This is a genomic window from Rhizobium sp. 01N48, assembly GCF_056399145.1.
On sequence record NZ_JBFTQT010000009.1, the window covers coordinates 121,833 to 142,024 of the forward strand.

Annotated in this window: 21 protein-coding genes and 2 tRNA genes; 13 read left to right on the forward strand and 10 right to left on the reverse strand. The window is 63.0% G+C overall.

Features of this window, described 5'->3' with window-relative positions:
* Positions 1–21 precede the first annotated feature (21 nt).
* The gene (locus AC1DOG_RS17890; RefSeq protein ID WP_477929896.1) at positions 22–249 is read right to left on the reverse strand and encodes a ribbon-helix-helix domain-containing protein; all 228 of its coding nucleotides are present in this window, start codon (positions 247–249) and stop codon (positions 22–24) included.
* A gap of 236 nt (positions 250–485) precedes the next feature.
* Positions 486–1,037, reverse strand: coding sequence for an HdeD family acid-resistance protein (locus tag AC1DOG_RS17895; RefSeq protein WP_112982258.1), 552 nt, complete (start codon positions 1,035–1,037; stop codon positions 486–488).
* A 138-nt stretch (positions 1,038–1,175) separates the two neighbouring features.
* Between AC1DOG_RS17895 and betI the strand changes: the two genes are divergently transcribed.
* From betI to betA, 3 genes are all read left to right on the forward strand, one after another.
* Positions 1,176–1,763 (forward strand): transcriptional regulator BetI, encoded by a 588-nt coding sequence (gene betI, locus AC1DOG_RS17900; protein WP_477929899.1) that lies wholly within the window; start codon positions 1,176–1,178, stop codon positions 1,761–1,763.
* A gap of 55 nt (positions 1,764–1,818) precedes the next feature.
* Entirely contained in the window at positions 1,819–3,282 is a 1,464-nt protein-coding gene (betB, locus tag AC1DOG_RS17905) for a betaine-aldehyde dehydrogenase (RefSeq protein WP_477929901.1), read from the forward strand.
* Between the two features lie 177 nt (positions 3,283–3,459).
* Positions 3,460–5,112 (forward strand): choline dehydrogenase, encoded by a 1,653-nt coding sequence (gene betA / locus AC1DOG_RS17910; RefSeq protein ID WP_477929903.1) that lies wholly within the window; start codon positions 3,460–3,462, stop codon positions 5,110–5,112.
* Between the two features lie 3 nt (positions 5,113–5,115).
* On the opposite strand, the gene AC1DOG_RS17915 is transcribed toward betA, so the two are convergent.
* The 3 genes from AC1DOG_RS17915 to AC1DOG_RS17925 all read right to left on the reverse strand — a co-directional run bounded on the left by AC1DOG_RS17915 (position 5,116) and on the right by AC1DOG_RS17925 (position 6,310).
* A complete protein-coding gene (locus tag AC1DOG_RS17915; protein ID WP_477929905.1) occupies positions 5,116–5,424 on the reverse strand; it encodes a type II toxin-antitoxin system RelE/ParE family toxin in 309 nt (102 codons plus the stop codon).
* Entirely contained in the window at positions 5,421–5,696 is a 276-nt protein-coding gene (locus tag AC1DOG_RS17920; RefSeq protein WP_477929907.1) for a YlcI/YnfO family protein, read from the reverse strand. The genes AC1DOG_RS17915 and AC1DOG_RS17920 overlap by 4 nt, the downstream gene beginning before the upstream one ends.
* 170 nt (positions 5,697–5,866) lie before the next feature.
* Complete coding sequence (locus tag AC1DOG_RS17925) at positions 5,867–6,310, reverse strand: RrF2 family transcriptional regulator (protein WP_026283096.1); 444 nt, start codon at positions 6,308–6,310, stop codon at positions 5,867–5,869.
* A gap of 412 nt (positions 6,311–6,722) precedes the next feature.
* On the opposite strand from AC1DOG_RS17925, the gene AC1DOG_RS17930 reads away from it, so the two are divergent.
* The 4 genes from AC1DOG_RS17930 to AC1DOG_RS17945 all read left to right on the forward strand — a co-directional run bounded on the left by AC1DOG_RS17930 (position 6,723) and on the right by AC1DOG_RS17945 (position 11,284).
* Complete coding sequence (locus AC1DOG_RS17930; protein ID WP_477929910.1) at positions 6,723–7,466, forward strand: phosphoadenylyl-sulfate reductase; 744 nt, start codon at positions 6,723–6,725, stop codon at positions 7,464–7,466.
* A 289-nt stretch (positions 7,467–7,755) separates the two neighbouring features.
* Positions 7,756–8,709 (forward strand): sulfate adenylyltransferase subunit CysD, encoded by a 954-nt coding sequence (cysD, locus tag AC1DOG_RS17935; RefSeq protein ID WP_111564372.1) that lies wholly within the window; start codon positions 7,756–7,758, stop codon positions 8,707–8,709.
* Position 8,710: 1 nt separating this feature from the next.
* On the forward strand, positions 8,711–10,195 hold the full coding sequence (cysN, locus tag AC1DOG_RS17940) for a sulfate adenylyltransferase subunit CysN (RefSeq protein WP_018899022.1): 1,485 nt from the start codon (positions 8,711–8,713) through the stop codon (positions 10,193–10,195).
* 57 nt (positions 10,196–10,252) lie between these two features.
* On the forward strand, positions 10,253–11,284 hold the full coding sequence (locus tag AC1DOG_RS17945) for a DMT family transporter (RefSeq protein WP_477929913.1): 1,032 nt from the start codon (positions 10,253–10,255) through the stop codon (positions 11,282–11,284).
* A 219-nt stretch (positions 11,285–11,503) separates the two neighbouring features.
* Here the strand turns inward: AC1DOG_RS17945 and AC1DOG_RS17950 are convergent, their stop codons facing one another.
* Both AC1DOG_RS17950 and AC1DOG_RS17955 read right to left on the reverse strand, forming a co-directional pair.
* Positions 11,504–12,028 carry a GNAT family N-acetyltransferase gene (locus AC1DOG_RS17950; protein ID WP_477929915.1) on the reverse strand — a complete coding sequence of 175 codons (525 nt, stop codon included), beginning with the start codon at positions 12,026–12,028 and terminating at the stop codon, positions 11,504–11,506.
* Positions 12,029–12,057: 29 nt separating this feature from the next.
* Positions 12,058–12,876 (reverse strand): bifunctional allantoicase/(S)-ureidoglycine aminohydrolase, encoded by an 819-nt coding sequence (locus AC1DOG_RS17955; protein ID WP_112982161.1) that lies wholly within the window; start codon positions 12,874–12,876, stop codon positions 12,058–12,060.
* A gap of 510 nt (positions 12,877–13,386) precedes the next feature.
* Here AC1DOG_RS17955 and AC1DOG_RS17960 point away from each other — a divergent pair.
* Complete coding sequence (locus AC1DOG_RS17960) at positions 13,387–15,561, forward strand: Ig-like domain-containing domain (RefSeq protein WP_477929917.1); 2,175 nt, start codon at positions 13,387–13,389, stop codon at positions 15,559–15,561.
* 128 nt (positions 15,562–15,689) lie between these two features.
* Here AC1DOG_RS17960 and AC1DOG_RS17965 read toward each other — a convergent pair.
* Positions 15,690–15,766: transfer RNA gene (locus AC1DOG_RS17965), tRNA-Pro, on the reverse strand.
* A gap of 270 nt (positions 15,767–16,036) precedes the next feature.
* On the opposite strand from AC1DOG_RS17965, the gene AC1DOG_RS17970 reads away from it, so the two are divergent.
* Positions 16,037–16,453 (forward strand): hypothetical protein, encoded by a 417-nt coding sequence (locus AC1DOG_RS17970; RefSeq protein WP_477929919.1) that lies wholly within the window; start codon positions 16,037–16,039, stop codon positions 16,451–16,453.
* Positions 16,454–16,596: 143 nt separating this feature from the next.
* Here the strand turns inward: AC1DOG_RS17970 and AC1DOG_RS17975 are convergent.
* Positions 16,597–16,671, reverse strand: a tRNA-Gln gene (locus AC1DOG_RS17975).
* Between the two features lie 187 nt (positions 16,672–16,858).
* Between AC1DOG_RS17975 and AC1DOG_RS17980 the strand changes: the two genes are divergently transcribed.
* From AC1DOG_RS17980 to AC1DOG_RS17995, 4 genes are read left to right on the forward strand one after another with little or no spacing between them, the layout of a single operon-like run.
* Positions 16,859–17,155, forward strand: a complete 297-nt coding sequence (locus AC1DOG_RS17980; protein ID WP_477929921.1) for a cupin domain-containing protein — start codon at positions 16,859–16,861, stop codon at positions 17,153–17,155.
* A gap of 42 nt (positions 17,156–17,197) precedes the next feature.
* Positions 17,198–18,115: an MBL fold metallo-hydrolase gene (locus AC1DOG_RS17985; protein WP_477930059.1), complete on the forward strand. Its 918-nt coding sequence runs from the start codon at positions 17,198–17,200 to the stop codon at positions 18,113–18,115.
* Between the two features lie 4 nt (positions 18,116–18,119).
* Complete coding sequence (locus AC1DOG_RS17990; RefSeq protein WP_477929923.1) at positions 18,120–18,569, forward strand: thiol-disulfide oxidoreductase DCC family protein; 450 nt, start codon at positions 18,120–18,122, stop codon at positions 18,567–18,569.
* A complete protein-coding gene (locus AC1DOG_RS17995; protein WP_477929925.1) occupies positions 18,566–19,213 on the forward strand; it encodes a DUF4166 domain-containing protein in 648 nt (215 codons plus the stop codon). Before AC1DOG_RS17990 ends, AC1DOG_RS17995 begins: the two co-directional genes overlap by 4 nt.
* Here AC1DOG_RS17995 and AC1DOG_RS18000 read toward each other — a convergent pair.
* The gene (locus tag AC1DOG_RS18000; protein WP_209232897.1) at positions 19,165–20,103 is read right to left on the reverse strand and encodes a DUF1499 domain-containing protein; all 939 of its coding nucleotides are present in this window, start codon (positions 20,101–20,103) and stop codon (positions 19,165–19,167) included. The two genes, AC1DOG_RS17995 and AC1DOG_RS18000, sit on opposite strands and share 49 nt — an antisense overlap.
* Positions 20,104–20,192: the final 89 nt, after the last annotated feature.

Here is a 20,192-nt window from a genome sequence, read left to right on the forward strand (position 1 = left end):
CGGCGATGCACATGCCCGCCTTCAGGCGGAGCGGCGATGCTCGTGGTCGGCGAACATGTCGGCGACGCATCTGGCATCGGCGGGGGCGCAATCGCGCGTTTTCGGCAGGCCATCGACCTTGCGGGCGGCATCCCACAGCCGGAGGGCTTCACGCACAACCTCGCTGCTGGAAACATAAGTGCCATCGTCGATCGCCGCGCGGATATCGGCCGCCTGCAGCGGAGAGATGGAAACGGTTACCATCGGCATGACATCACTCCCATTGCCTCGTGGTCTCCCATCGCCTCGTCGGGCAGACGCCTGCCCGGTCGAGGAACGGATACACACTCGCTTCGGCCGCCCTTCCGGTCGCGGGTGCTGGGCTTCGAGCAGCGTCGCTTTCACACGTTTGCGACCTCTGCCATCTGTCTAATTTTAGTCCCCGCTCACATTCTTGTCAAAAAAGAAACAGTGCGTGATGAACAGGCTGTGAATAGCGGGCACAATCAGCGGCGGATGGCGAGGCCGAATGCGAGCATCGACCAGCCCTGCAGCAGCAGATCGCAGGCGAGGAACAGGCCGAGAATCCACAGGCTGTTGACCGGCCAGCCGAGCACGATGACGAAGCCCGCGAGCGCCGTGATCAGGCCGCTCAAGAGCACCCAGCCCCAACCCCTCGACGGGCGCATGCGCCAGCCGACGAAGACGCGGAAGATGCCCGCCACCAGCAAGGCCATGGCCAGAAACAACGTGAGCGCCGCCGATGCCAGAATGGGATTCATGAAGGCGAAGACGCCGGCCAGCACATAGAGAACACCGCTCAGCGCCCAGAACAAAAGCTGCTCCCACTCGCGCACCTGAAAGGCGTGGGCGAGATAGACGATGCCGCCGACCAGCATAAGCAGGCCGACGTAATAGACGGATACGACGGTAGCGAGGAAGACATTGGCGGCGGCGATGGCGCCGAAGACGATCAGCAGCGCGCCGAGCACCACGAACCAAACCCATTTCGACCGCAGCGCGGAGGACGAAGGCATTTCATTGGACATGTCTGTCATCATGCACCTCCCGGTTGTTCAATGAGTATGGCGCAGAAACGGCGGATGGAAAGAGATATCTTACGGAAAAGGCAATCAGATTTTTATTGATTGATCAGTCAATCAAAATTATGCTGGCCGTATTGCAGGAGAAAGACCGTGCCGAAAGTCGGAATGGAACCGATGCGCCGCAAGGCGCTCGTCGATGCAGCGCTGCGCGTGATCGGGGATCACGGCTCGCTCAGCGTCACCATGTCCGAAATCGCCAAGCAGGCCGGCGTTTCACCGGCCCTCGCGCACCACTATTTCGGCAGCAAGGAGCAGTTGCTGATCGAGACGATCCGCTCGCTTCTAAAGCAGTTGCGCGACGACGCGGTGACGGCTTTGAAGGCAGCCTGCACGCCCCGCGCGCGGCTTTCGGCGGTGATCCGCGTCAGCTTCCACGCCGACCAGTTCGCGCCGCAGACGATCGCCGCCTGGCTTGCCTTCTATGCCGAGGCGCAACGCTCGGAAGAAACGCGCCGCTTCCTCGTCATCTACTCGAGGCGCCTGCGCTCCAACCTCGTTGCCAATCTGAAGCCGCTCTGCCCAGCCGATGTCGCGGAACATATCGCCGAGGGCGTGGCCGCGATGATCGACGGGCTCTACATCCGCCAGAGTCTCGGCTCGACGCGTGTCGGCGCCGAGGCCTCGATCGCGCTGACGGAGGATTATGTGACGATACAGCTAAGAGGGACGGCGCGATGACCGCATCGATGCCCTCCCCCACTCTGCCGCAGCCAACCGCTAAAAGGATAGACCCATGAGAGCCCAGCCCACAGCATCGCACTTCATCGATGGCGAATATGTCGAGGACGATGCAGGCACCGTGATCGAAAGCCTTTATCCGGCGACCGGCGAGATCATCGCGCGCCTTTACGCGGCCACGCCCGCCATCGTCGAAAAGGCGATCGCCGCGGCCAAGCGCGCGCAGCCGGAATGGGCGGCGATGAGCCCGACGGCGCGCGGCCGTATCCTGAAGCGGGCCGCCGATATCATGCGGGAGCGCAACCGCGAACTCTCGGAGCTCGAAACGCTCGACACCGGCAAGCCGATCCAGGAAACCATCGTCGCCGACCCGACCTCGGGCGCCGATAGCTTCGAGTTCTTCGGCGGCGTGATCGCGGCGGCCCTCAACGGCTCCTACATCCCGCTCGGCGGCGATTTCGCCTATACCAAGCGCGTGCCGCTCGGCGTTTGCGTCGGCATCGGCGCCTGGAACTATCCGCAGCAGATCGCCTGCTGGAAGGCCGCACCAGCGCTTGCCGCAGGTAACGCCATGGTCTTCAAGCCCTCCGAGAACACGCCGCTCGGCGCGCTGAAGATCGCCGAGATCCTGATCGAGGCGGGCCTGCCCAAGGGGCTCTTCAACGTCATCCAGGGTGACCGCGATACCGGGCCGCTGCTGGTCAACCACCCAGATGCCGCCAAGGTGTCGCTGACCGGTTCGGTGCCGACCGGCCGCAAGGTGGCGGCGGCAGCGGCCGGCAATCTCAAGCATGTGACGATGGAGCTCGGCGGGAAATCGCCGCTGATCGTGTTCGACGACGCCGATATCGACAGTGCCGTCGGCGGCGCCATGCTCGGCAACTTCTATTCGACCGGCCAGGTCTGCTCCAACGGCACCCGCGTCTTCGTGCAGAAGGATATCAAAAGCGAATTCCTGAAGCGGCTGAAGGCGCGCACCGAGGCGATGGCGATCGGCGACCCCATGAACGAGGCGACGCAGATCGGCCCGATGGTCTCCTGGGCGCAGCGCGAGAAGGTTCTCCAATACATCGAGAAGGGCAAGGCCGAGGGCGCGACGCTGGTTGTCGGCGGCGGCATTCCGAACAATGTCTCGGGCGAAGGCTATTATGTGCAGCCGACGGTGTTTTCCGACGTGACCGACGAGATGACCATCGCCCGCGAGGAGATCTTCGGGCCTGTGATGTGCGTGCTCGATTTCGAGGACGAGGCGGAAGTCATCGCGCGCGGCAACGCCACGGAATTCGGCCTGGCGGCCGGCGTCTTCACCTCCGACATGAGCCGCGCCCACCGGGTGGTCGACCTTCTCGAAGCCGGCACGCTGTGGATCAACACCTATAATCTCTGCCCGGTCGAAATCCCCTTCGGCGGTTCCAAGCAGTCAGGCTTCGGCCGCGAGAACTCGATTGCTGCGCTGGAGCATTATTCGGAGCTGAAGACGGTTTATGTCGGCATGGGGCCGGTTCAGGCGCCTTATTGAGACTTTGAGATAAAGACCCCTCCCCAACCCCTCCCCACAAGGGGGAGGGGCTAGATTGCCGCAATCGCTCAGCGCTGAAACGGGCTGGGAAAGTGCAGCGGATTAAGCCCCTCCCCCTTGTGGGGAGGGGTTTGGGGCGGGGTCTTAAACACACCATCACGAGCTATGGAGCTCATCATGCAGCAGGCAGATTTCGTCATCATCGGTTCCGGCTCGGCGGGTTCGGCGCTTGCCTATCGTCTGTCGGAAGACGGCAAGAACAGTGTTATCGTCATCGAGGCCGGCGGGTCGGATTTCGGGCCGTTTATCCAGATGCCGGCGGCTCTGGCCTGGCCGATGAGCATGAAGCGCTACAATTGGGGCTATCTTTCCGAGCCCGAGCCGAACCTCAACAACCGCCGCATCACCGCGCCACGCGGCAAGGTGATCGGCGGGTCTTCGTCGATCAACGGCATGGTCTATGTGCGCGGGCATGCGGAGGATTACAACCGCTGGGAGGCGCTCGGCGCCAATGGCTGGGCCTATGCCGACGTGCTCCCCTATTTCAAGCGGATGGAGCACAGCCACGGCGGCGAAGAGGGATGGCGCGGGACCGACGGGCCGCTGCATGTGCAGCGTGGCGGCTTCCGCAACCCGCTGTTCCACGCCTTCATCGAGGCCGGCAAGCAGGCGGGCTTCGAGGCGACGGACGATTATAACGGCTCGAAGCAGGAAGGCTTCGGGCTGATGGAGCAGACGATCTTTCAGGGGCGCCGGTGGTCGGCTGCGTCAGCATATCTGAAGCCGGCGCTGAAGCGGACGAATGTCGATCTGGTCTACGGCCTTGCCCGCAGGATCGTGATCGAAAACGGCCGGGCTGTTGGCGTCGAGATCGAGCGTGGCTGCAAGGTCGAGGTGATCAAGGCGAACCGCGAGGTGATCGTCTCGGCCTCGTCGTTCAATTCGCCGAAGCTGCTGATGCTCTCCGGCATCGGCCCGGCGGCGCATCTGAAGGAGATGGGGATCGAGGTGAAGGCCGACCGGCCTGGTGTTGGCGCCAACCTGCAGGACCATATGGAATTCTACTTCCAGCAGGTCTCGACCAAGCCGGTCTCGCTCTATTCCTGGCTTCCCTGGTTCTGGCAGGGCGTGGCCGGCGCGCAGTGGATGTTCACCAAGTCGGGTCTCGGCACCTCCAACCAGTTCGAGGCCTGCGCCTTCCTGCGCTCAGCCCCCGGCGTCAAGCAACCGGATATCCAGTATCACTTCCTGCCTGTCGCGATCAGCTATGACGGCAAGGCGGCGGCCAAGAGCCACGGTTTCCAGGTGCATGTCGGCTATAACCTGTCGAAATCGCGGGGGAACGTGACGCTCGCCTCATCCGACCCGAAGGCGGATCCCTTGATCCGCTTCAACTATATGAGCCATCCAGAGGATTGGGAGAAGTTCCGCCACTGCGTGCGTCTCACCCGCGAGATCTTCGGCCAGCAGGCTTTCGACCAGTATCGCGGCTCAGAGATCCAGCCGGGCGAGAACGTCCAGACCGACGAAGAGATCGACGCCTTCCTGCGCGAGCACCTGGAAAGCGCCTATCACCCCTGCGGCACCTGCAAGATGGGCGCCAAGGACGATCCGATGGCGGTGGTCGATCCGGAGACGCGGGTTATCGGCGTGGATGGTTTGCGCGTCGCAGACTCATCGATCTTCCCGCACGTGACCTATGGGAACCTGAACGGCCCCTCGATCATGACCGGCGAGAAGGCCGCCGATCACATTCTCGGCAAGCAGCCGCTGCCGCGCTCCAACCAGGAGCCGTGGATCAATCCGCGCTGGGAAGTGAGTGATCGGTAGGGGTTAGTGGTAATCGTCTTCGCGCTGGTGGCGGACGGCGAGGATGGTCACGGTTGTGCTGTCTTCGATTTCAAAAAGGATGACATAGCCACTATCCCCGAATGGGATCAGCATCTCCCGTAGAAAAGCGTCTCCAGCCTCACTAAGATCAGCCTTTCGGCAGCTGAACGGAAACTGGCTGAGGCTGACAATGCCTCTCTGGATAGCGGAATAGGCACGCTTGGCAGCGTGCTTATCTCGCTGCAGAAGAAACTCGTAGAGGCGCTTGATATTTTCCCTGGCCCTTCGCGTTAAGCGGACCGAGTAAGTCATTCCGCAGCATCTTTATCCAGAGCATCGTCCAGCATTTCCTTCAGTTCCGCGAGGACGAATTCCGCGCTGTAATACTCACCCGTCCGCTTGGCTTCCTCTCTCGACGCCAAACCCCGCGCAATGAACTCCGCCTGCGTTCTCCGATAATGAACGTGTCGACGCAGCGAATCTTCCATGAACGCGGATAGGGTTTCGCCTTCCTCAAGGACGCTTTCGGCGGCGGCACGTAGCTCTGGATCGACACGCAGAGACGGTAGCGTTGCGGATTTCATGATCGACCTCGCGCGTTGCAATTGCGATGCATCATACGGCAGCGCGCGACATGTAGCAAGTTGCGCCTCGGCGATCAGTAGACCGTCAGACGAAGTACGATATCCGCACCGTGCGCGGCGGAGAAAGCGTCACATCAGGAAGAGCCGGCCCACTAGGACCAGTGCGTGCCTCAGGCCAGCATCCGCGTGACTTCGGCACCGCGCGGCGCCACGGCGTCGGCGATGGTGGTGGAAAACAGCACCTTGCGGGTGGCGTCGGCCACCTTGGCGAAGACGTGGCGGATTTCGCAGTTCTGCTCGCCGTCGCAATCGTCGCACTTGCGGTAAGCGGTGATCGACAGGCAGGGCAGCGGGGCAATAGGGCCGTCGATGATGCGCAGCACTTCGCCGAAGGTGATCATGTCGGCCGGCTTCAGAAGCAGATAGCCGCCCTGCTTGCCGCGGCGGCTGACGACGATGCCCTGATGCTTTAGGTCGAGAAGGATCTGCTCGAGGAACTTCTTCGGGATCTTCTGCTGCGCCGCGATATCGGAGATCATCACAGGTTCGCCATCATCGGCCTCGGCCAGAACGGTGAGCGCCCTAAGCGCGTATTTCGCCTTCTGCGTAATCATTTTCAGCCATCGACACACAAGCGGCGGACACTAATTGCGCCCGGCGGAACTCTTCTTTTTCTTTCTATCTCACGCGCTGGATGAACATAGTTTGAACAAGCGCGTAAAACCCCTGAGAAACAGGCTTTTCAGCCTTGTTTTTGATCTCAATTCAGCAATTTCGAATTTAACCGAAAAAGCGGCGCTACAGGCATCAAATCACATTTCCGATTGACAGGCGACGTGTAACTCTACTAAATCAATAGAGATTAGGGCGCGACGCTGGCCATCCGTGCCGGCGCGGCTGCTTTTCTGCATTGCAGCGGCCGGGGAGAGATATTTGCTCCTTTCCAGCCCGCTTTCGAAACGCCTGTTTCTGTCCTCTCCATCCCCAAGCTGCGATACTCCTGTCAACATCTAGGACAGGATTCCCATGACTGTTGCTCATACAATCGAAGAAGCGGAAACGCTGAACACGAAGCTTGCAAGCCTATCTCTGGCGGAACGCCTGTCGTTCGTCGCCGGCCTTGGCGGGCGGGTGGTGTTCACCACGTCGCTTGGTATCGAAGACCAGGTTATCACCGCCGAGATCGGCAATCACCGACTGCCGATCGACGTCGTGACGTTGCAGACCGGCCGCCTCTTTGCCGAGACGCTGAACCTGATCGACGAGACGGAAAAGCAGTACGACATCCACATCAGCCGCTACGAGCCCGATCAGGCCGATATCGACGCCTATGCGGCGCAATACGGCCTCAACGGTTTCTACGAGAGCGTCGAAGCCCGGCATGCCTGTTGTGGCGTGCGCAAGCTGAAGCCGCTTGCGCGCGCGCTCAATGGGGCAACCATCTGGATCACCGGCCTGCGCCGCGGCCAATCGGCCAATCGCTCCGAAACGCCGTTTGCCGAATATGACGCCGATCGCCATCTCCTGAAGGTCAATCCGCTGGCCGATTGGGACATCGATGTCATCAAGGCTTATGTCGCCGACAACAGCGTGCCGATCAACCCGCTGCATGCGCGCGGTTACCCCTCGATCGGCTGCGAGCCGTGTACCCGCGCCATCAAGCCCGGCGAGCCCGAGCGCGCCGGCCGCTGGTGGTGGGAACAGGACCAGACGCGCGAATGCGGCCTGCACGTGGCTGAAGAGGCTTCGGCGGTGACGATCGCGCAGTAGAATTGACGATGGTGGCTTCGAGTGCGGAGCCCCCTCATCCGCCTGCCGGCACCTTCTCCCCGTTGGGGAGAAGAGACAAGCGGCGGGCACCCCAGCCCCTCTCCGACAGTTGATGGGACGACGATGCCAGCGACACGTCCCTTCTCCCCAACGGGGAGAAGGTGCCGGCAGGCGGATGAGGGGGCCGCACGGCAGGACATTGAAATTGGCGCCGCAGCGACGGATGCCGAAACGAAAACAGGGTGAGGTCCGCCTCCCCCGCCAAGGAATTGGAAGTCTGGAGTAAGACATGCCCGATAGCCGTCCGGATACGGAACTCAGCAATCCGCAGAGCACCAAGCCGCCGCTCGACCCTCATCTGAAGGCGCTCGAAAACGAATCCATTCATATCTTCCGCGAAGTGGCAGCCGAGTTCGAGCGTCCCGTGATGCTCTACTCGATCGGCAAGGATAGCTCGGTGCTGTTGCATCTGGCGCGCAAGGCCTTCTATCCCGGCCGCGTGCCCTTCCCGCTGCTCCACGTCAACACCGGCTGGAAGTTCGCGGAGATGATCACCTTCCGCGACAAAATCGTGAAGGAATATGATCTCGACCTGATCGAGCACATCAATCCGCGCGGTGCGGCCGAAAACATCACGCCGTTCACATACGGCTCGGCGCGCTACACCGACATCATGAAGACGGAAGCGCTGCGCAATGCGCTCGACGCCGGCAAGTTCGACGCGGCATTCGGCGGCGCGCGGCGCGACGAGGAAGCATCCCGCGCCAAGGAGCGCATCTACTCCTTCCGCACGCCCGACCACCGCTGGGATCCGCGCAACCAGCGGCCCGAGCTCTGGAACATCTATAACGGCCAGATCCGCAGCGGCGAGAGCGTGCGCGCCTTCCCGCTGTCGAACTGGACCGAGGTCGACATCTGGCGCTACATCCAGGCGGAAAACATTCCGATCGTGCCGCTCTACTTCGCCGCCAAGCGTCCCTATGTCGAGCGCGACGGCATGATGATCGATGCGACCGATCCGCGCCTGGAGCTGTTGCCCGGCGAGACGAAGCAGGAAGACTTCATCCGCTTCCGCACGCTCGGCTGCTTCCCGCTGACGGGCGCGATCAAGTCCACCGCAACGACGATGGACGACATTATCGCCGAACTTGAAATTGCCACTGTCTCCGAACGCCAGGGCCGCGCCATCGACCGCGACCAGTCCGGCTCCATGGAGAAAAAGAAGCGTGAAGGATATTTCTGAGATGACTGCAGCAGCAACAGCAAGCGCCATCGCCGCCCCCGCCGCCGAGCCCGCCCAGGCCGTGCGCGACACGCGACCGTTGCGCCTCATCACCTGCGGCAGCGTCGATGACGGAAAGTCCACGCTGATCGGCCGACTGCTCTGGGACACCAAGGCCGTCAAGGAAGACCAGGCAGCGACGCTGCGCCGCGATTCCACCGGCAAGCAGAACGATCTCGGCCTGCCCGACTTCGCGCTGCTTCTCGACGGCTTGCAGGCCGAGCGTGAACAGGGCATCACAATCGACGTCGCCTATCGCTATTTCGCGACCGACAAGCGCTCCTTCATCGTTGCCGACACGCCCGGCCACGAGCAGTACACCCGCAACATGGCGACCGGCGCCTCGACTGCCGACCTCGCCATCCTGCTGGTCGACGCCCGCGCCGGCATTCTCGAGCAGACGCGCCGTCACGCGACGATCGCCTCGCTGCTCGGGATCAAGCAATTCGTGCTCGCGGTCAACAAGATCGACCTCACGAACTATGATCGCGCCGGTTTCGACAAGATCGTCCACGAGTTCCGCGAATTCGCGCTCTCGCTCGGCGTCAAGCAGATCACCGCGATCCCGATGTCGGCGCTGAAGGGTGAGAACGTCGTCTACTCCGGCGAGGCTTCGATGCCATGGTATGCCGGCCCGACGCTGGTGGAAACGCTGGAGCTTGCCACCGTGCGCTCGTCGCAGACGGTCGGCTTCCGCCTCTCCGTGCAGCGCGTGTCGCGCCCGGGAGAAAGCTTCCGCGGCTATCAGGGCACGGTTGCCGGCGGCTCTGTGAAGCCGGGCGACAGTGTCATGATCCTGCCGTCGGGCATGGTCGCCAACGTCACCAAGATCGTCACCTTCGATCTCGTGCGCAACGCTGCGGTCGCGGGCGATGCGATCACGCTGGTGCTAGACCGCCAGGTGGACGTTGCGCGCGGCGACATGATCGTTTCGATCGACAGCCAGCCGCAGGTGGGTCTGTCCTTCGACGCCCAGATCGTCGCCTTGCAGCCCGAGGGCATCGAGGCTGGAAAGCGCTACTGGCTAAAAAGCGGCAGCCGCCGCCAGCGCGTTCAGGTTCAGCCCGTCGCGCAGCTTCAGCTGAAGACCGGCACTTGGACCTCGGCCGAGACGCTCTACATGAACGCCATCGGCAAGGTGCACCTGACCTTCGACGAAGCGGCGATCTTCGACCCCTATGAGCAGAACCGCTCCTCGGGCGCCTTCATCCTGATCGACCCGGAGACCAACAACACGGTGGCCGGCGGTATGGTGACGGGCAAGCGTTCGGAACTCGGCGGCCTTCACAGCGGCGACGGTCGCGTGATCCTGTCGCTACCAGCTGACCTTGCCGACCAGATCATGGCAAGCGAGCTGTTTTCCAGCCGCCGCGACGAGGCGGAGGTGCGCCGGATGACAGCGGCGGAGGCCGCCAACCTCTGGACCAACGCCGGCGGCGACATCTGAGATGACGAGTTGAGACGGGGCCGATTGGCCCCGTTTTCTTTTGGGGAGGCAAAGGGCATGCGTGGCATCGCAACACCGGAAAGGCCCGTCTCATCACACAGCATCGTCGTGCCTGCCACGGCGGGGCGCGCGATGTCCTCGCGCGATTGGAGCCGACTGCTGGTGCTCGGCGCGCTGTGGGGCGGTTCGTTCTTCATCGGGCGGATCGCCGTTTCCGAGATCTCGCCGCTGGCTCTCGTCTTCTACCGGGTGTCGATCGCGGCGCTGGCGCTGCATCTCTGGCTGAAGCTTCGTGGCCTGTCCTTCGCGCCGGCGCTGGCACACCCGGCCGGCTTCCTCGGCCTGGCGCTGCTGAACAACGTGATCCCCTTCTCGCTGATATTCGCCGGGCAGACCGAGATCGGCGCAGGCCTCGCCTCGATCTTCTACGCAACGACGCCGCTTTGGACGATCTTCGTCGCCACTCTGCTTGCGAAAGACGAGAGGCTGTCGATGGCGGCACTCGCTGGCATCGCACTCGGCATCGCCGGTGCTGCGGTGCTGATCGGCCCCGGCCTGATCTCCAATCTCGACGGGCCGCTATGGGCGAAGTTCGCCGTCATCGGCGCCTCCATCTCCTATGCGTTCGGCGTGGTGCTGGCGAGACGCTTCCGCAGCATCGGCGCCGAGGTGATCGCCACCGGCCAGCTGACGGTCTCGAGCCTGCTCATGCTGTCCGTCGTCGCGATCTTCTGCGCGCCTGATGACATCATCCCCGTAAGCGGCTCGACATGGCTGGCGATCGCGATCCTCGGCCTTCTGTGCACGGCGCTCGCCTTCATCCTCTACTTCAGCCTCATCGCCTCGGCCGGGGCCACCAACGCCTCGCTGGTGACGCTGCTGGTGCCGGCGAGCGCAACGCTCTTGGGCGCACTCTTTCTCGGCGAGCGGCTGCGGATGTTCGAGCTTGCGGGAATGGCGCTGATCATGAGCAGCCTTGTTGTGATCGATGGTCGGGTGTTGCGGCGGCTCGTCGGTGGCGGGGAGATCCGGCGGATGACGGCGGCGCAGGCTGTGCGGCGCTGGCCGTATGCGACGAGCGATATCTGATTTGGCGATGTGAGACGGGGGCGGTTCGGCCTTGCTTTTGCTTGGCTGGGCTCAGCTTACCACTCCCTCATCCCTGTACCCAGACTTCGTCCGGGCGATGTCACAGGGATCCAGCGCATTCACGTCCGTGAATGCAATAGAGTCCTTTCACGGCGCAGACGCGCCGTGGCTGGATTCCTGTCACAAGGACAGGAATGAGGGTGGAGAGGTTGGCCAGCGCTAGTTGGCGAACCGCGCAGTCACATCCCGTTCCATGAGGATATCCCTCTGCACATCATCGCCCACCGTGAAGGTGGTGCTGCCGACCGGCACGAAGCCGACCTTGTTGTAGAAGGCGATGGCGCGGGCGTTTTTCTCGTAGACCGTCAACTGCAGGCGCTCCACGCCCCGCGCCGCACATTCCGACACGACAGCGTCGAGCAGGCGGTTGGCGAGGCCCTGGCCGCGCCAGGCGGCGTCGATGTAGATGCGGCTGAGCAGGCTGGCATCGGCGATGGATGGCGAGACGACGAGATAGGCGTAGCCGGCAAGCGTGTCGCCATCCGTTGCCAGGAAGACGGCGGCCTCAGGGTCGGCGATCTCGTCGGCCTGAATGTCCGGCCGGAAGGCCTTGGTAACATAGGCTTCGAGATCGGCGGCCGGCGTATCCTCGCCATAGGTGGCGCGGAACAGGCGGGCGGCGAAATGGCTGAGTGCCGCCGCATCCGCCGCTTCGGCCCGCCTGATCTCGATCGATGCCGTCATCGACGCTGCCTCCCCAAACGTCGCACCGCCTAGAACAGCGGCATGTGCCGGTTGACGTCCTTGTAGAGCAGATAGCGGAAGCGGCCGGGGCCGCCGGCGTAGCAGGCCTGCGGGCAGAAGGCGCGCAGCCACATGTAATCGCCGGCCTCGACCTCGACCCAATCCTTGTTGAGCCGATAGACCGCCCTGCCCTCGAGCACGTAAAGACCGTGCTCCATGACATGGGTTTCCATGAAGGGGATCACGCCGCCGGGCTCGAGCGTGACGATGGTCACATGCATGTCGTAGCGCAGGTCGGACGGGTCGATGAAGCGGGTGGTCGCCCAGACGTCGTCGGTATCGGGCATCGACTGCGGCGGGTTCTGATCTTCATGGGTGAAAAGCGCCGGCGGCGGCTCCAGGCCTTCGACCGGCTGGAAGGCCTTGCGGATCCAGTGGAACTTGGCCGTAGCAGCACCCTTGTTCCAGAGCGTCCATTTCGAGCCGGCCGGCAGGAAGGCGAAGGAGCCGGGGCGCAGCACGTGGGTTGCGCCCTCGTGATCGACCGTGACCTCGCCATCGACGACGAAGAGCACGCCCTCGGCGCGCTTTTCCGGCTCCGGCCGGTCACTGCCGCCGCCCGGCTGCACTTCCATGATGTATTGCGAGAAGGTCTCGGAGAAGCCGGTCATCGGGCGCGAGATCACCCAGGCGCGCGTGCCCTGCCAATGGGGCAGATAGCTGGTGACGATATCGGTCATCACGCTGCGCGGGATGACGGCGTAGGCCGTCGTGAACACCGCCTTGCTCGACAAAAGATCGGTCTGCGGCGGCAGGCCGCCCATGCTGGAATAGTAATCTCTGCTCATCGGTCCGCTTCTCATGACATTTGTGACAACAAGCTTTAAGCGCGGGATTCGAACGAGGCAATATGCGGATTGGCGGAAGAGTTTTTCCAGATATCGACGATGGCGCGGCAGGGATGGCCGAAAACACACCCTCCCCCGATTGGCGATCAGGAGAGGTTGTCAGCTCGGCGGCGCACGCCACTCTGGCGCGATTTTCAGCGTCTAATCATTGAAAATGGCAATCAAAAACAATCAGTAATTGCTGAAAAATAAGCTATTAGCGGTAACGCCAATCTGCGAAGGGCGTAATTTCAAAACTGCTTTTCTCAAGATATCAGTTTCAGCGGGGCGTCTTTTGTAAGCGTCGGCAACGGGGATGCCGACGGACAATTCTTCTTTGCGTATGCAAACGACGCCTTTCGATGAGGCCCTGTCGCCCCGGCAGGACGTGGCCGGCTTTGATCGGCCAGAGCATCACGTGGACAAAGCATCACGTGGACAAGGCAAATTACAGCGAGGAAGATTCGGCCCGTGAAGAAAATCATCGGAACTGTCGTCTTTTGCCTGCTCGTCGCAGCCGCTGCGGTGGGCGTTTCCGCGGTATCGAAAGAGGAACCGCAGGTCGCTTCGACCTATCCGCTTCCCGGCTCGGTCAACGTTCCCGGCGTGCGCATCCAGATAGCCTTCAGCCAACCGGTCGATCCGGGAGCGATGGTGCTCGACGTATCTGCCCACAAACCCGACGGCTCGAAGACTGATATCGCCGGCGCCGTGGAGGTGAACGAGCAGCGCACCGCCGCGATCTTCCGCAGCTACCAACCGCTGCCGGAGGCCGACATCCAGGTGCGCAGTTCGCTGCAGGGCAAGGCCGCTCATGACTGGACATTCTCCGTTGTGGAAAAGGCGCCGCTCGACCAGGGTCGCGGGGGGCCAATCCTGCTCGTGCTTGGCGAGGATGCGCCCTTTGGACCTTATCTTTCCGAAATCCTGCGAGCCGAGGGGTTTACGAACTTCCTGACGATCGGCGCCTCATCGCTGCAGTCCACGGTCCTTGCCGAGCATCGGCTGGTGATGACCGCGGGCGTTGTGCCGGCCGCTGCGGCATCGGCGCTTGAGAGCTGGGTCAATGGCGGCGGACATCTGATCGCGATCCGGCCGTCCGCGGAACTCGCGGAGCTTGCTGGGCTCGAAACGACGGGCGCGTCGATCGCCGAGGGAGAGCTCTCGGTCGACACGCAGCAGCCGCCCGGACAGGGGCTCGTGGCGGATATCAGGTTTCACGGTCCTGCCGATCGCTACACCACCGGCGCCGACACGCAAACGCTCGCCACGCTTTCGAGCCATACCGACAAGAGCCCAATGCCGGCCCTGACGCTTCGAAGCGTCGGCACAGCGGGGGGAGAAGTTGCCGCATTCGCCTTCGACCTGCCGCAGTCGGTCGTTCTCACCCGGCAGGGAAATCCGCAATGGGCGGGACAGGAGCGCGACGGACTTGCGCCGATCCGGCCGAACGATCTCTTCTACGGCCAATCCGCCACCGACCCGCAGCCCGACTATATCGACATATCGCGCGTGCACGTTCCCCAGGCCGACGAGCAGATGCGATTGCTGACGAACCTGATCGAGCACCTGCAGCGCGACGGCGCGCCCATCCCCCGCTTCTGGTATTTCCCGAAGCGCCACAAGGCGGTGCTCGTCATGGCCGCCGACGACCACGGAACGGAACGCGGCACGCGCGATTCCTTCGAGCGCATGCTTTCTCTCGACGACAAGAACTGCGACGTGTCGAAATGGGAGTGCGCGCGTGCGACCTCCTGGCTCTACGCCGAATCGGGACTGACTGCGCATGCCGCCAAGGATTACGCGGCAGCGGGCTTCGATCTCGGCTCGCATGCCAGCACCTATTGCCAGAACTGGTCCAGGGCCTCTCTCGATCTTGCCTTTGCAAAAGACATACTGCGCTTCCGGGCCGCCTATCCCGATGTCCCGGTGCAAGAGGCGAGCCGGCTGCATTGCATCGTGTGGAGCGATTACACCTCCCAGGCCAAGATCGGCCGGGACTGGGGCATTCGCTTCGACATGAATTACTATTACTGGCCAAAGGCCTGGGTGAACGGCCGCACCGGCTTCCTGACAGGCTCGGGCATTCCCATGCGGTTCAGCACAGAGAAGGGCGAGCTGATCAATGTCTATCAGCAGGAAACGCATCTGGTGGACGAGATCTTCGACGACGATCGTGCTGCCGTCGAAGGGCTTATCCAGCGGGCGCTTGGGCCGGAACAGTTCTTCGGCGCCTTCGGAACCCACTACGACTTCCACAACGAGTTCGACAAATTCCTGATGGAACTGGCGCAGAAATACGAGGTCCCCATGGTCTCCGCGCGGCAGATGCTGGACTGGATGGACGGGAGGTCGCGGACGGACATTCTCAACCAGCAATGGGACGGCGAAAGCCTCGCCTTCACGATCGTCGGCGATCAGCGAACGCATGGCATGCTGACGGCGATGCTGCCATCGTCAACCGAACGCGGCCGACTTCAGGAACTCACCCACAACGGCGCGCCCGTTCCGCTCGAAACGGCGGTGGTGAAAGGCGTGGAATACGTGCTCTTCCCGGGAACTGACGGGATTTATCGCGCCAGCTACGGCAACAAGGTCGCCGACAATGTGGCGCCGGATGCTCGGCCCGTGCAGGTCACGCCGTAAGAGCCGGATACGAACGGGCTGATGCGGGCGGACGACGAAGCGGTCCGCAATCGGTCCGTTGCGATGGGGCGCGATATTCGGAAAATTCGGGATTGGATGGAAAATCCTGCAATGCCTGGATTTTCAGCTGGTCGGAGTGAGAGGATTCGAACCTCCGACCCCCACGTCCCGAACGTGGTGCGCTACCAGACTGCGCTACACTCCGTGACCAGCGGCGCCTCTATAGACCGGCCCAACGGCTTGCGCAAGCACCAAAATCCAAAGCGGGTTGCATTTTTATGACGGCGGCGGCGGCAAGCGCGCCCGGGCTTGCGCGCGAGCAAAAAGCCACACCCGCCGCAAATTTTGCAATCGCGAAAAAGAGCTGATTTTCTTTTGCCGGGTTCCGCGCTAAAGCGCTGGTCAGGACAGGCTGAAACGCTGCAGGGGCAGTGATTCCCGCCGCCGAATGCGCGACAAATCCAGGGACGACACCATGAAACTCCGCACTTTCGCAGCCGCAGCGCTGGCAATCACCTTGGCCGGCTGCACGACCATCCCAACGGCCGCCGATCCGATCTCCAGCCGCTGGGTCGGCCAGTCCGCCGGCAAGTTCTTCGCAGCCTTTGGCCCGCCGCTCACCGATGCCGACAATGGCAGCGGCAACGTCTACACCTGGAAGGGCGGCTACAAGACCGTGAGCGTTCCGGCGAAGTACGCCGATGGCGCAGAAGGCAAGCGCGGCAAGCAGATCTCGTCCGCCCGCAAGCAGTACCTGCGCTGCCAGGTTACCATTACCACCAGCTCGGACTACACGATCCGCAGCATCAAGGTCGCCGGCGACATCCCCGGCGTGAACGGCCCCTCCTACTGCGCCGAATTCCTGGCGCCTGCCCAGCCGGCCGCGCAGTAAGGCGCAGCGACGGCAAGAGACATGAAGGGCGGGACGCAGGTTCCGCCTTTTTTGTTTGGCGGAGACACGGTCGCCGCCACACAAACCAAACACGCTTGAAGCGCGATCGCGTTCAGGGATTTATTGGATGAAAACTATCTCAGTGGCTGGGGCGCCAGGATTCGAACCTGGGAATGCCGGTACCAAAAACCGGTGCCTTACCGCTTGGCGACGCCCCACCAGAGACTGGCAGCGAGAAACGCTTGCCAATTGCGTCGCCTGATTAGCAAAGGTCCGTGAACGTCACAATCATTAAGTTTCGGGGCGAGCATATTTCTGTGCGCTCTTCTCTGCGTGCTCTTTTTTGCACGCTTTGGCGGACGGCATGCTAGGTCTCTTCCAAGACCATAGCGCTTCGGAGTGACAATGAGCCAGTATCGTGCCCGCCCGCCTGCCCTTGCCACGCTTCTGCTCGACGACGCCGTCGTCAGGATCACGCGTTGGGACTTCGAGCCCGGTGCCGATACCGGCGTGCATACGCATGGGATGGGCTATGTCGTGGTGCCGATGACGGATTGCCAGTTCCTGATCGAGGAGAACGGCGATAGCCGGCGGGTGGATATCGCGGCGGGTGCCGCCTATCGGCGCGATGCGGGCACCGAACACAATGTCGTCAATGCCGGCGACAAGCCGATGTCCTTCATCGAGATCGAGTACAAGTAGGTCGTTACAGGATACGACCGAGTGGACGACCGCAGGAACGACATGGCCAATCCAGACTTCAATCGCGCCTTCGAGCCCGCCTATGGCCAGGCCGTGCCGGTGGCATCAGGTGTGCAGCGGATCACGGTCAACAATCCGAGCGCGTTCACCTTTCACGGCACCAACAGCTACATCGTCGGCGACCGCTCGGTCGCGGTGATAGATCCCGGCCCGGAGGACGACGCGCATTTTTCGGCACTGATGGCAGCACTTGAGGGTCGCGAGGTCACGCATATCCTCGTCTCCCATACGCATCGCGACCACTCGCCGCTCTCGCGCCGGCTCAAGGAGGCGACGGGGGCTATCGTCGTCGCCGAAGGGCCGCACCGGGCGGCGCGGCCGCTGCATGCGGGGGAGACCAATCCCTTCGCCGAGAGCTCCGACATGTCGTTCCGCCCCGATATCGCGCTTGCCGACGGCGAGACGATCGAGGGCGATGGCTGGCGGCTGACAGGCGTGCATACGCCTGGGCATGCGGCCAATCACATGGCGTTCGCGCTTGAAGACACCGGCATCCTGTTTTCGGCCGATCACGTCATGGCCTGGGCGACCTCGATCGTCGCGCCGCCGGATGGCTCGATGGCCGACTATATGACCTCGCTCGACAAGCTGATCGCAAGGCGCGACCGGCTGCTCTTGCCCGGCCATGGCGGCCCGGTGCGCAAGCCGATCTCATTCATGCGGGCGCTGAAGACGCATAGGCGGATGCGCGAGCGCGCGGTGCTGGGGCGCATCAGGGCCGGCGATACGAACATCCCCGACATGGTGAAAGTGATCTACCGCGATACGGATCCGCGGCTGCATGGCGCGGCAGCGCTTTCCGTGCTGGCGCATATCGAGGATCTGATCGAGCGCGGCGAGATCGAGACCGATGGTCCGCCGGCGCTTTTGGGGTCGTATCGGATGGCCGGGAGAGGATGAGACGATGCGGCCGGACTACAGCTATCGAAAGGATGCAGCCGTTCCCGATTTCCCCGACAACAGACCGCTGATCGTATTCGATGGCGAATGCGTGTTCTGCTCGGCCTGGGTGCAGTTCGCGCTGAAGCACGACAAGCGCCAGCGCTATCGCTTTCTTGCCGCGCAGACGCCGCTCGGCGAGGCGCTCTACCGGCATTATGGGCTCAACGAGCGCGACTACGAGACCAATATCCTGATCGAAGGCGGGCGGGCCTTCTTCAAGTCGGACGGCTCGATCCGCATGGTGGCCGGGCTCGGTGCGCCATGGTCGGCTGTGAGGATATTCCGGCTTTTGCCGCGAAAGCTTGCAGACCGGCTCTACGAATTCGTGGCGCGCAACCGACTGCGGATTGCCGGGCGGCGGGCAAGCTGCTTCGTGCCGACCAAGGCGCAACGGGATCGCTTTCTCGGATGACAGACCGACGCGGCAACGCCCAGCTTGAGCTCCGCGTCGGTACACCGCTCTATCGCCGCCTGCTCGGCGCGGATTGGCACCGGCTGCCGCCTTGCGTCGCCGCGCTGCATGATGTCTCCGATGAACTCACCGCGCACGGGCGCGCCGATATCGAGCGCGGTCGCGGTTGGCTTGCCCGGCTCGCCGCCACGCTTGCGGGTTTCCCGAGGACTGCGGCCGAGACGGATGTCGAGGTTCATTTTCTGGCGCGGGATGGCATCGAGATCTGGACGCGGCGTTTCGGCGGCAAGGTGTTTCGCAGCGTTCAGATGGCGGGCGGAAACGCCGAAGCTCCGCTGCTGGCGGAGGATCTCGGCCCGTTCCGGATCCTGATGGCGCTTGTCGTGGAGGATGGACGGCTGCTGCTGCAGGTGCGCGGCTGGCGGTTTCTGGGGTTGCCCATGCCGATGGCCCTGGCGCCGGGCGGCACGGTCCATGAGGAGGAACGCGACGGGCGTTTCCGCTTTCATGTCGAGGTCAGGGCGCCGCTGGTCGGCCTGATCGTTCGTTATCGTGGGTGGCTGGTGCCGACGGCTGCACTTTCACCGGAAACGGATCAGCTGCCGGCGATGCCGAGCAGTTCCGCGTCCAGCGCCTTCAGGTAATCCTCGGCGATATCGGCGCTGAAGCCGAGGTCGGAGGGGCCGTAGCGGGAGGCGACGCGGACGTCGACGAAGGTGGTCTCGGCCTCTTCGCGCAGCCGGATGATGACGTCGAAGCGCAGGCCGAGAACCAGCGTGCGCGTCTCGCCCTGCAGCGTCACGCCGTTGGCGCGGCGGATCAGCTGGGCGACGTCGTCGTCATAGGGGCGCGGCGTCGGGACGGGCACGACATCGGGGGCCTCGTCGGGCACGGCGGTGTTGTCAGCGGCTTGGTTCTGGGCTTGAGGCTGAGCCTGGGGCTTGGCCGCCGGTTTGTCCTCGGGGTCGCGGGTCGGCACGCTGTCGCCTTCAGCCCGCGTGATGCGGATGCCGTTCAACTTGGCGACCTTCTTGACGGCTTCCAGCACGCGGTCGATGGCGCCGTCGTATCGACGACCTGTCAGTTCCGGATAGGCTTCGAGCTGCTTTTCGCGATCCTCCGGCGTCACCGGAACCCGCTTCAGCCAGATCTGGTCGGCGCTTGGGGTCTTCAGCCAGTCCGGCACCGAGACGGGATCGGTGGAGACGTCATAGATGACCGGCATGCTGAGATAGCGCTCGACCGCCAGCCCGCCGATGACGAGCGGCAATGCCGCGAAGATCAGCGCCTTCAGCGCATCATGGCCGCCCTCGGCGCCCGTCAGCCACAGGCTACGCAGGCCGGCTGCGGCGAGCACGGCGGCCAGGATGCTGAAGCCGGTCGCGACGATGAGGATGAGCACGAGATAGGGCGTGGCGAGGCCGGCGAAGCGATGACCGATCAGCGCCGCCAGGCACAAGACCAGCGCAAAGGCCGCGAACCGCCTGGAAAAGCGGGCGGCACTGGAAATGGGGCGGTCGAAACGGATTGCCATCAAACTTACCGGTTAGTCGCAAGCGGCGCGTCCCGCATGAACGCGCAAATCGCCCAAGCACTTGTTTAGTGCAAGATTCGCCTAAATTG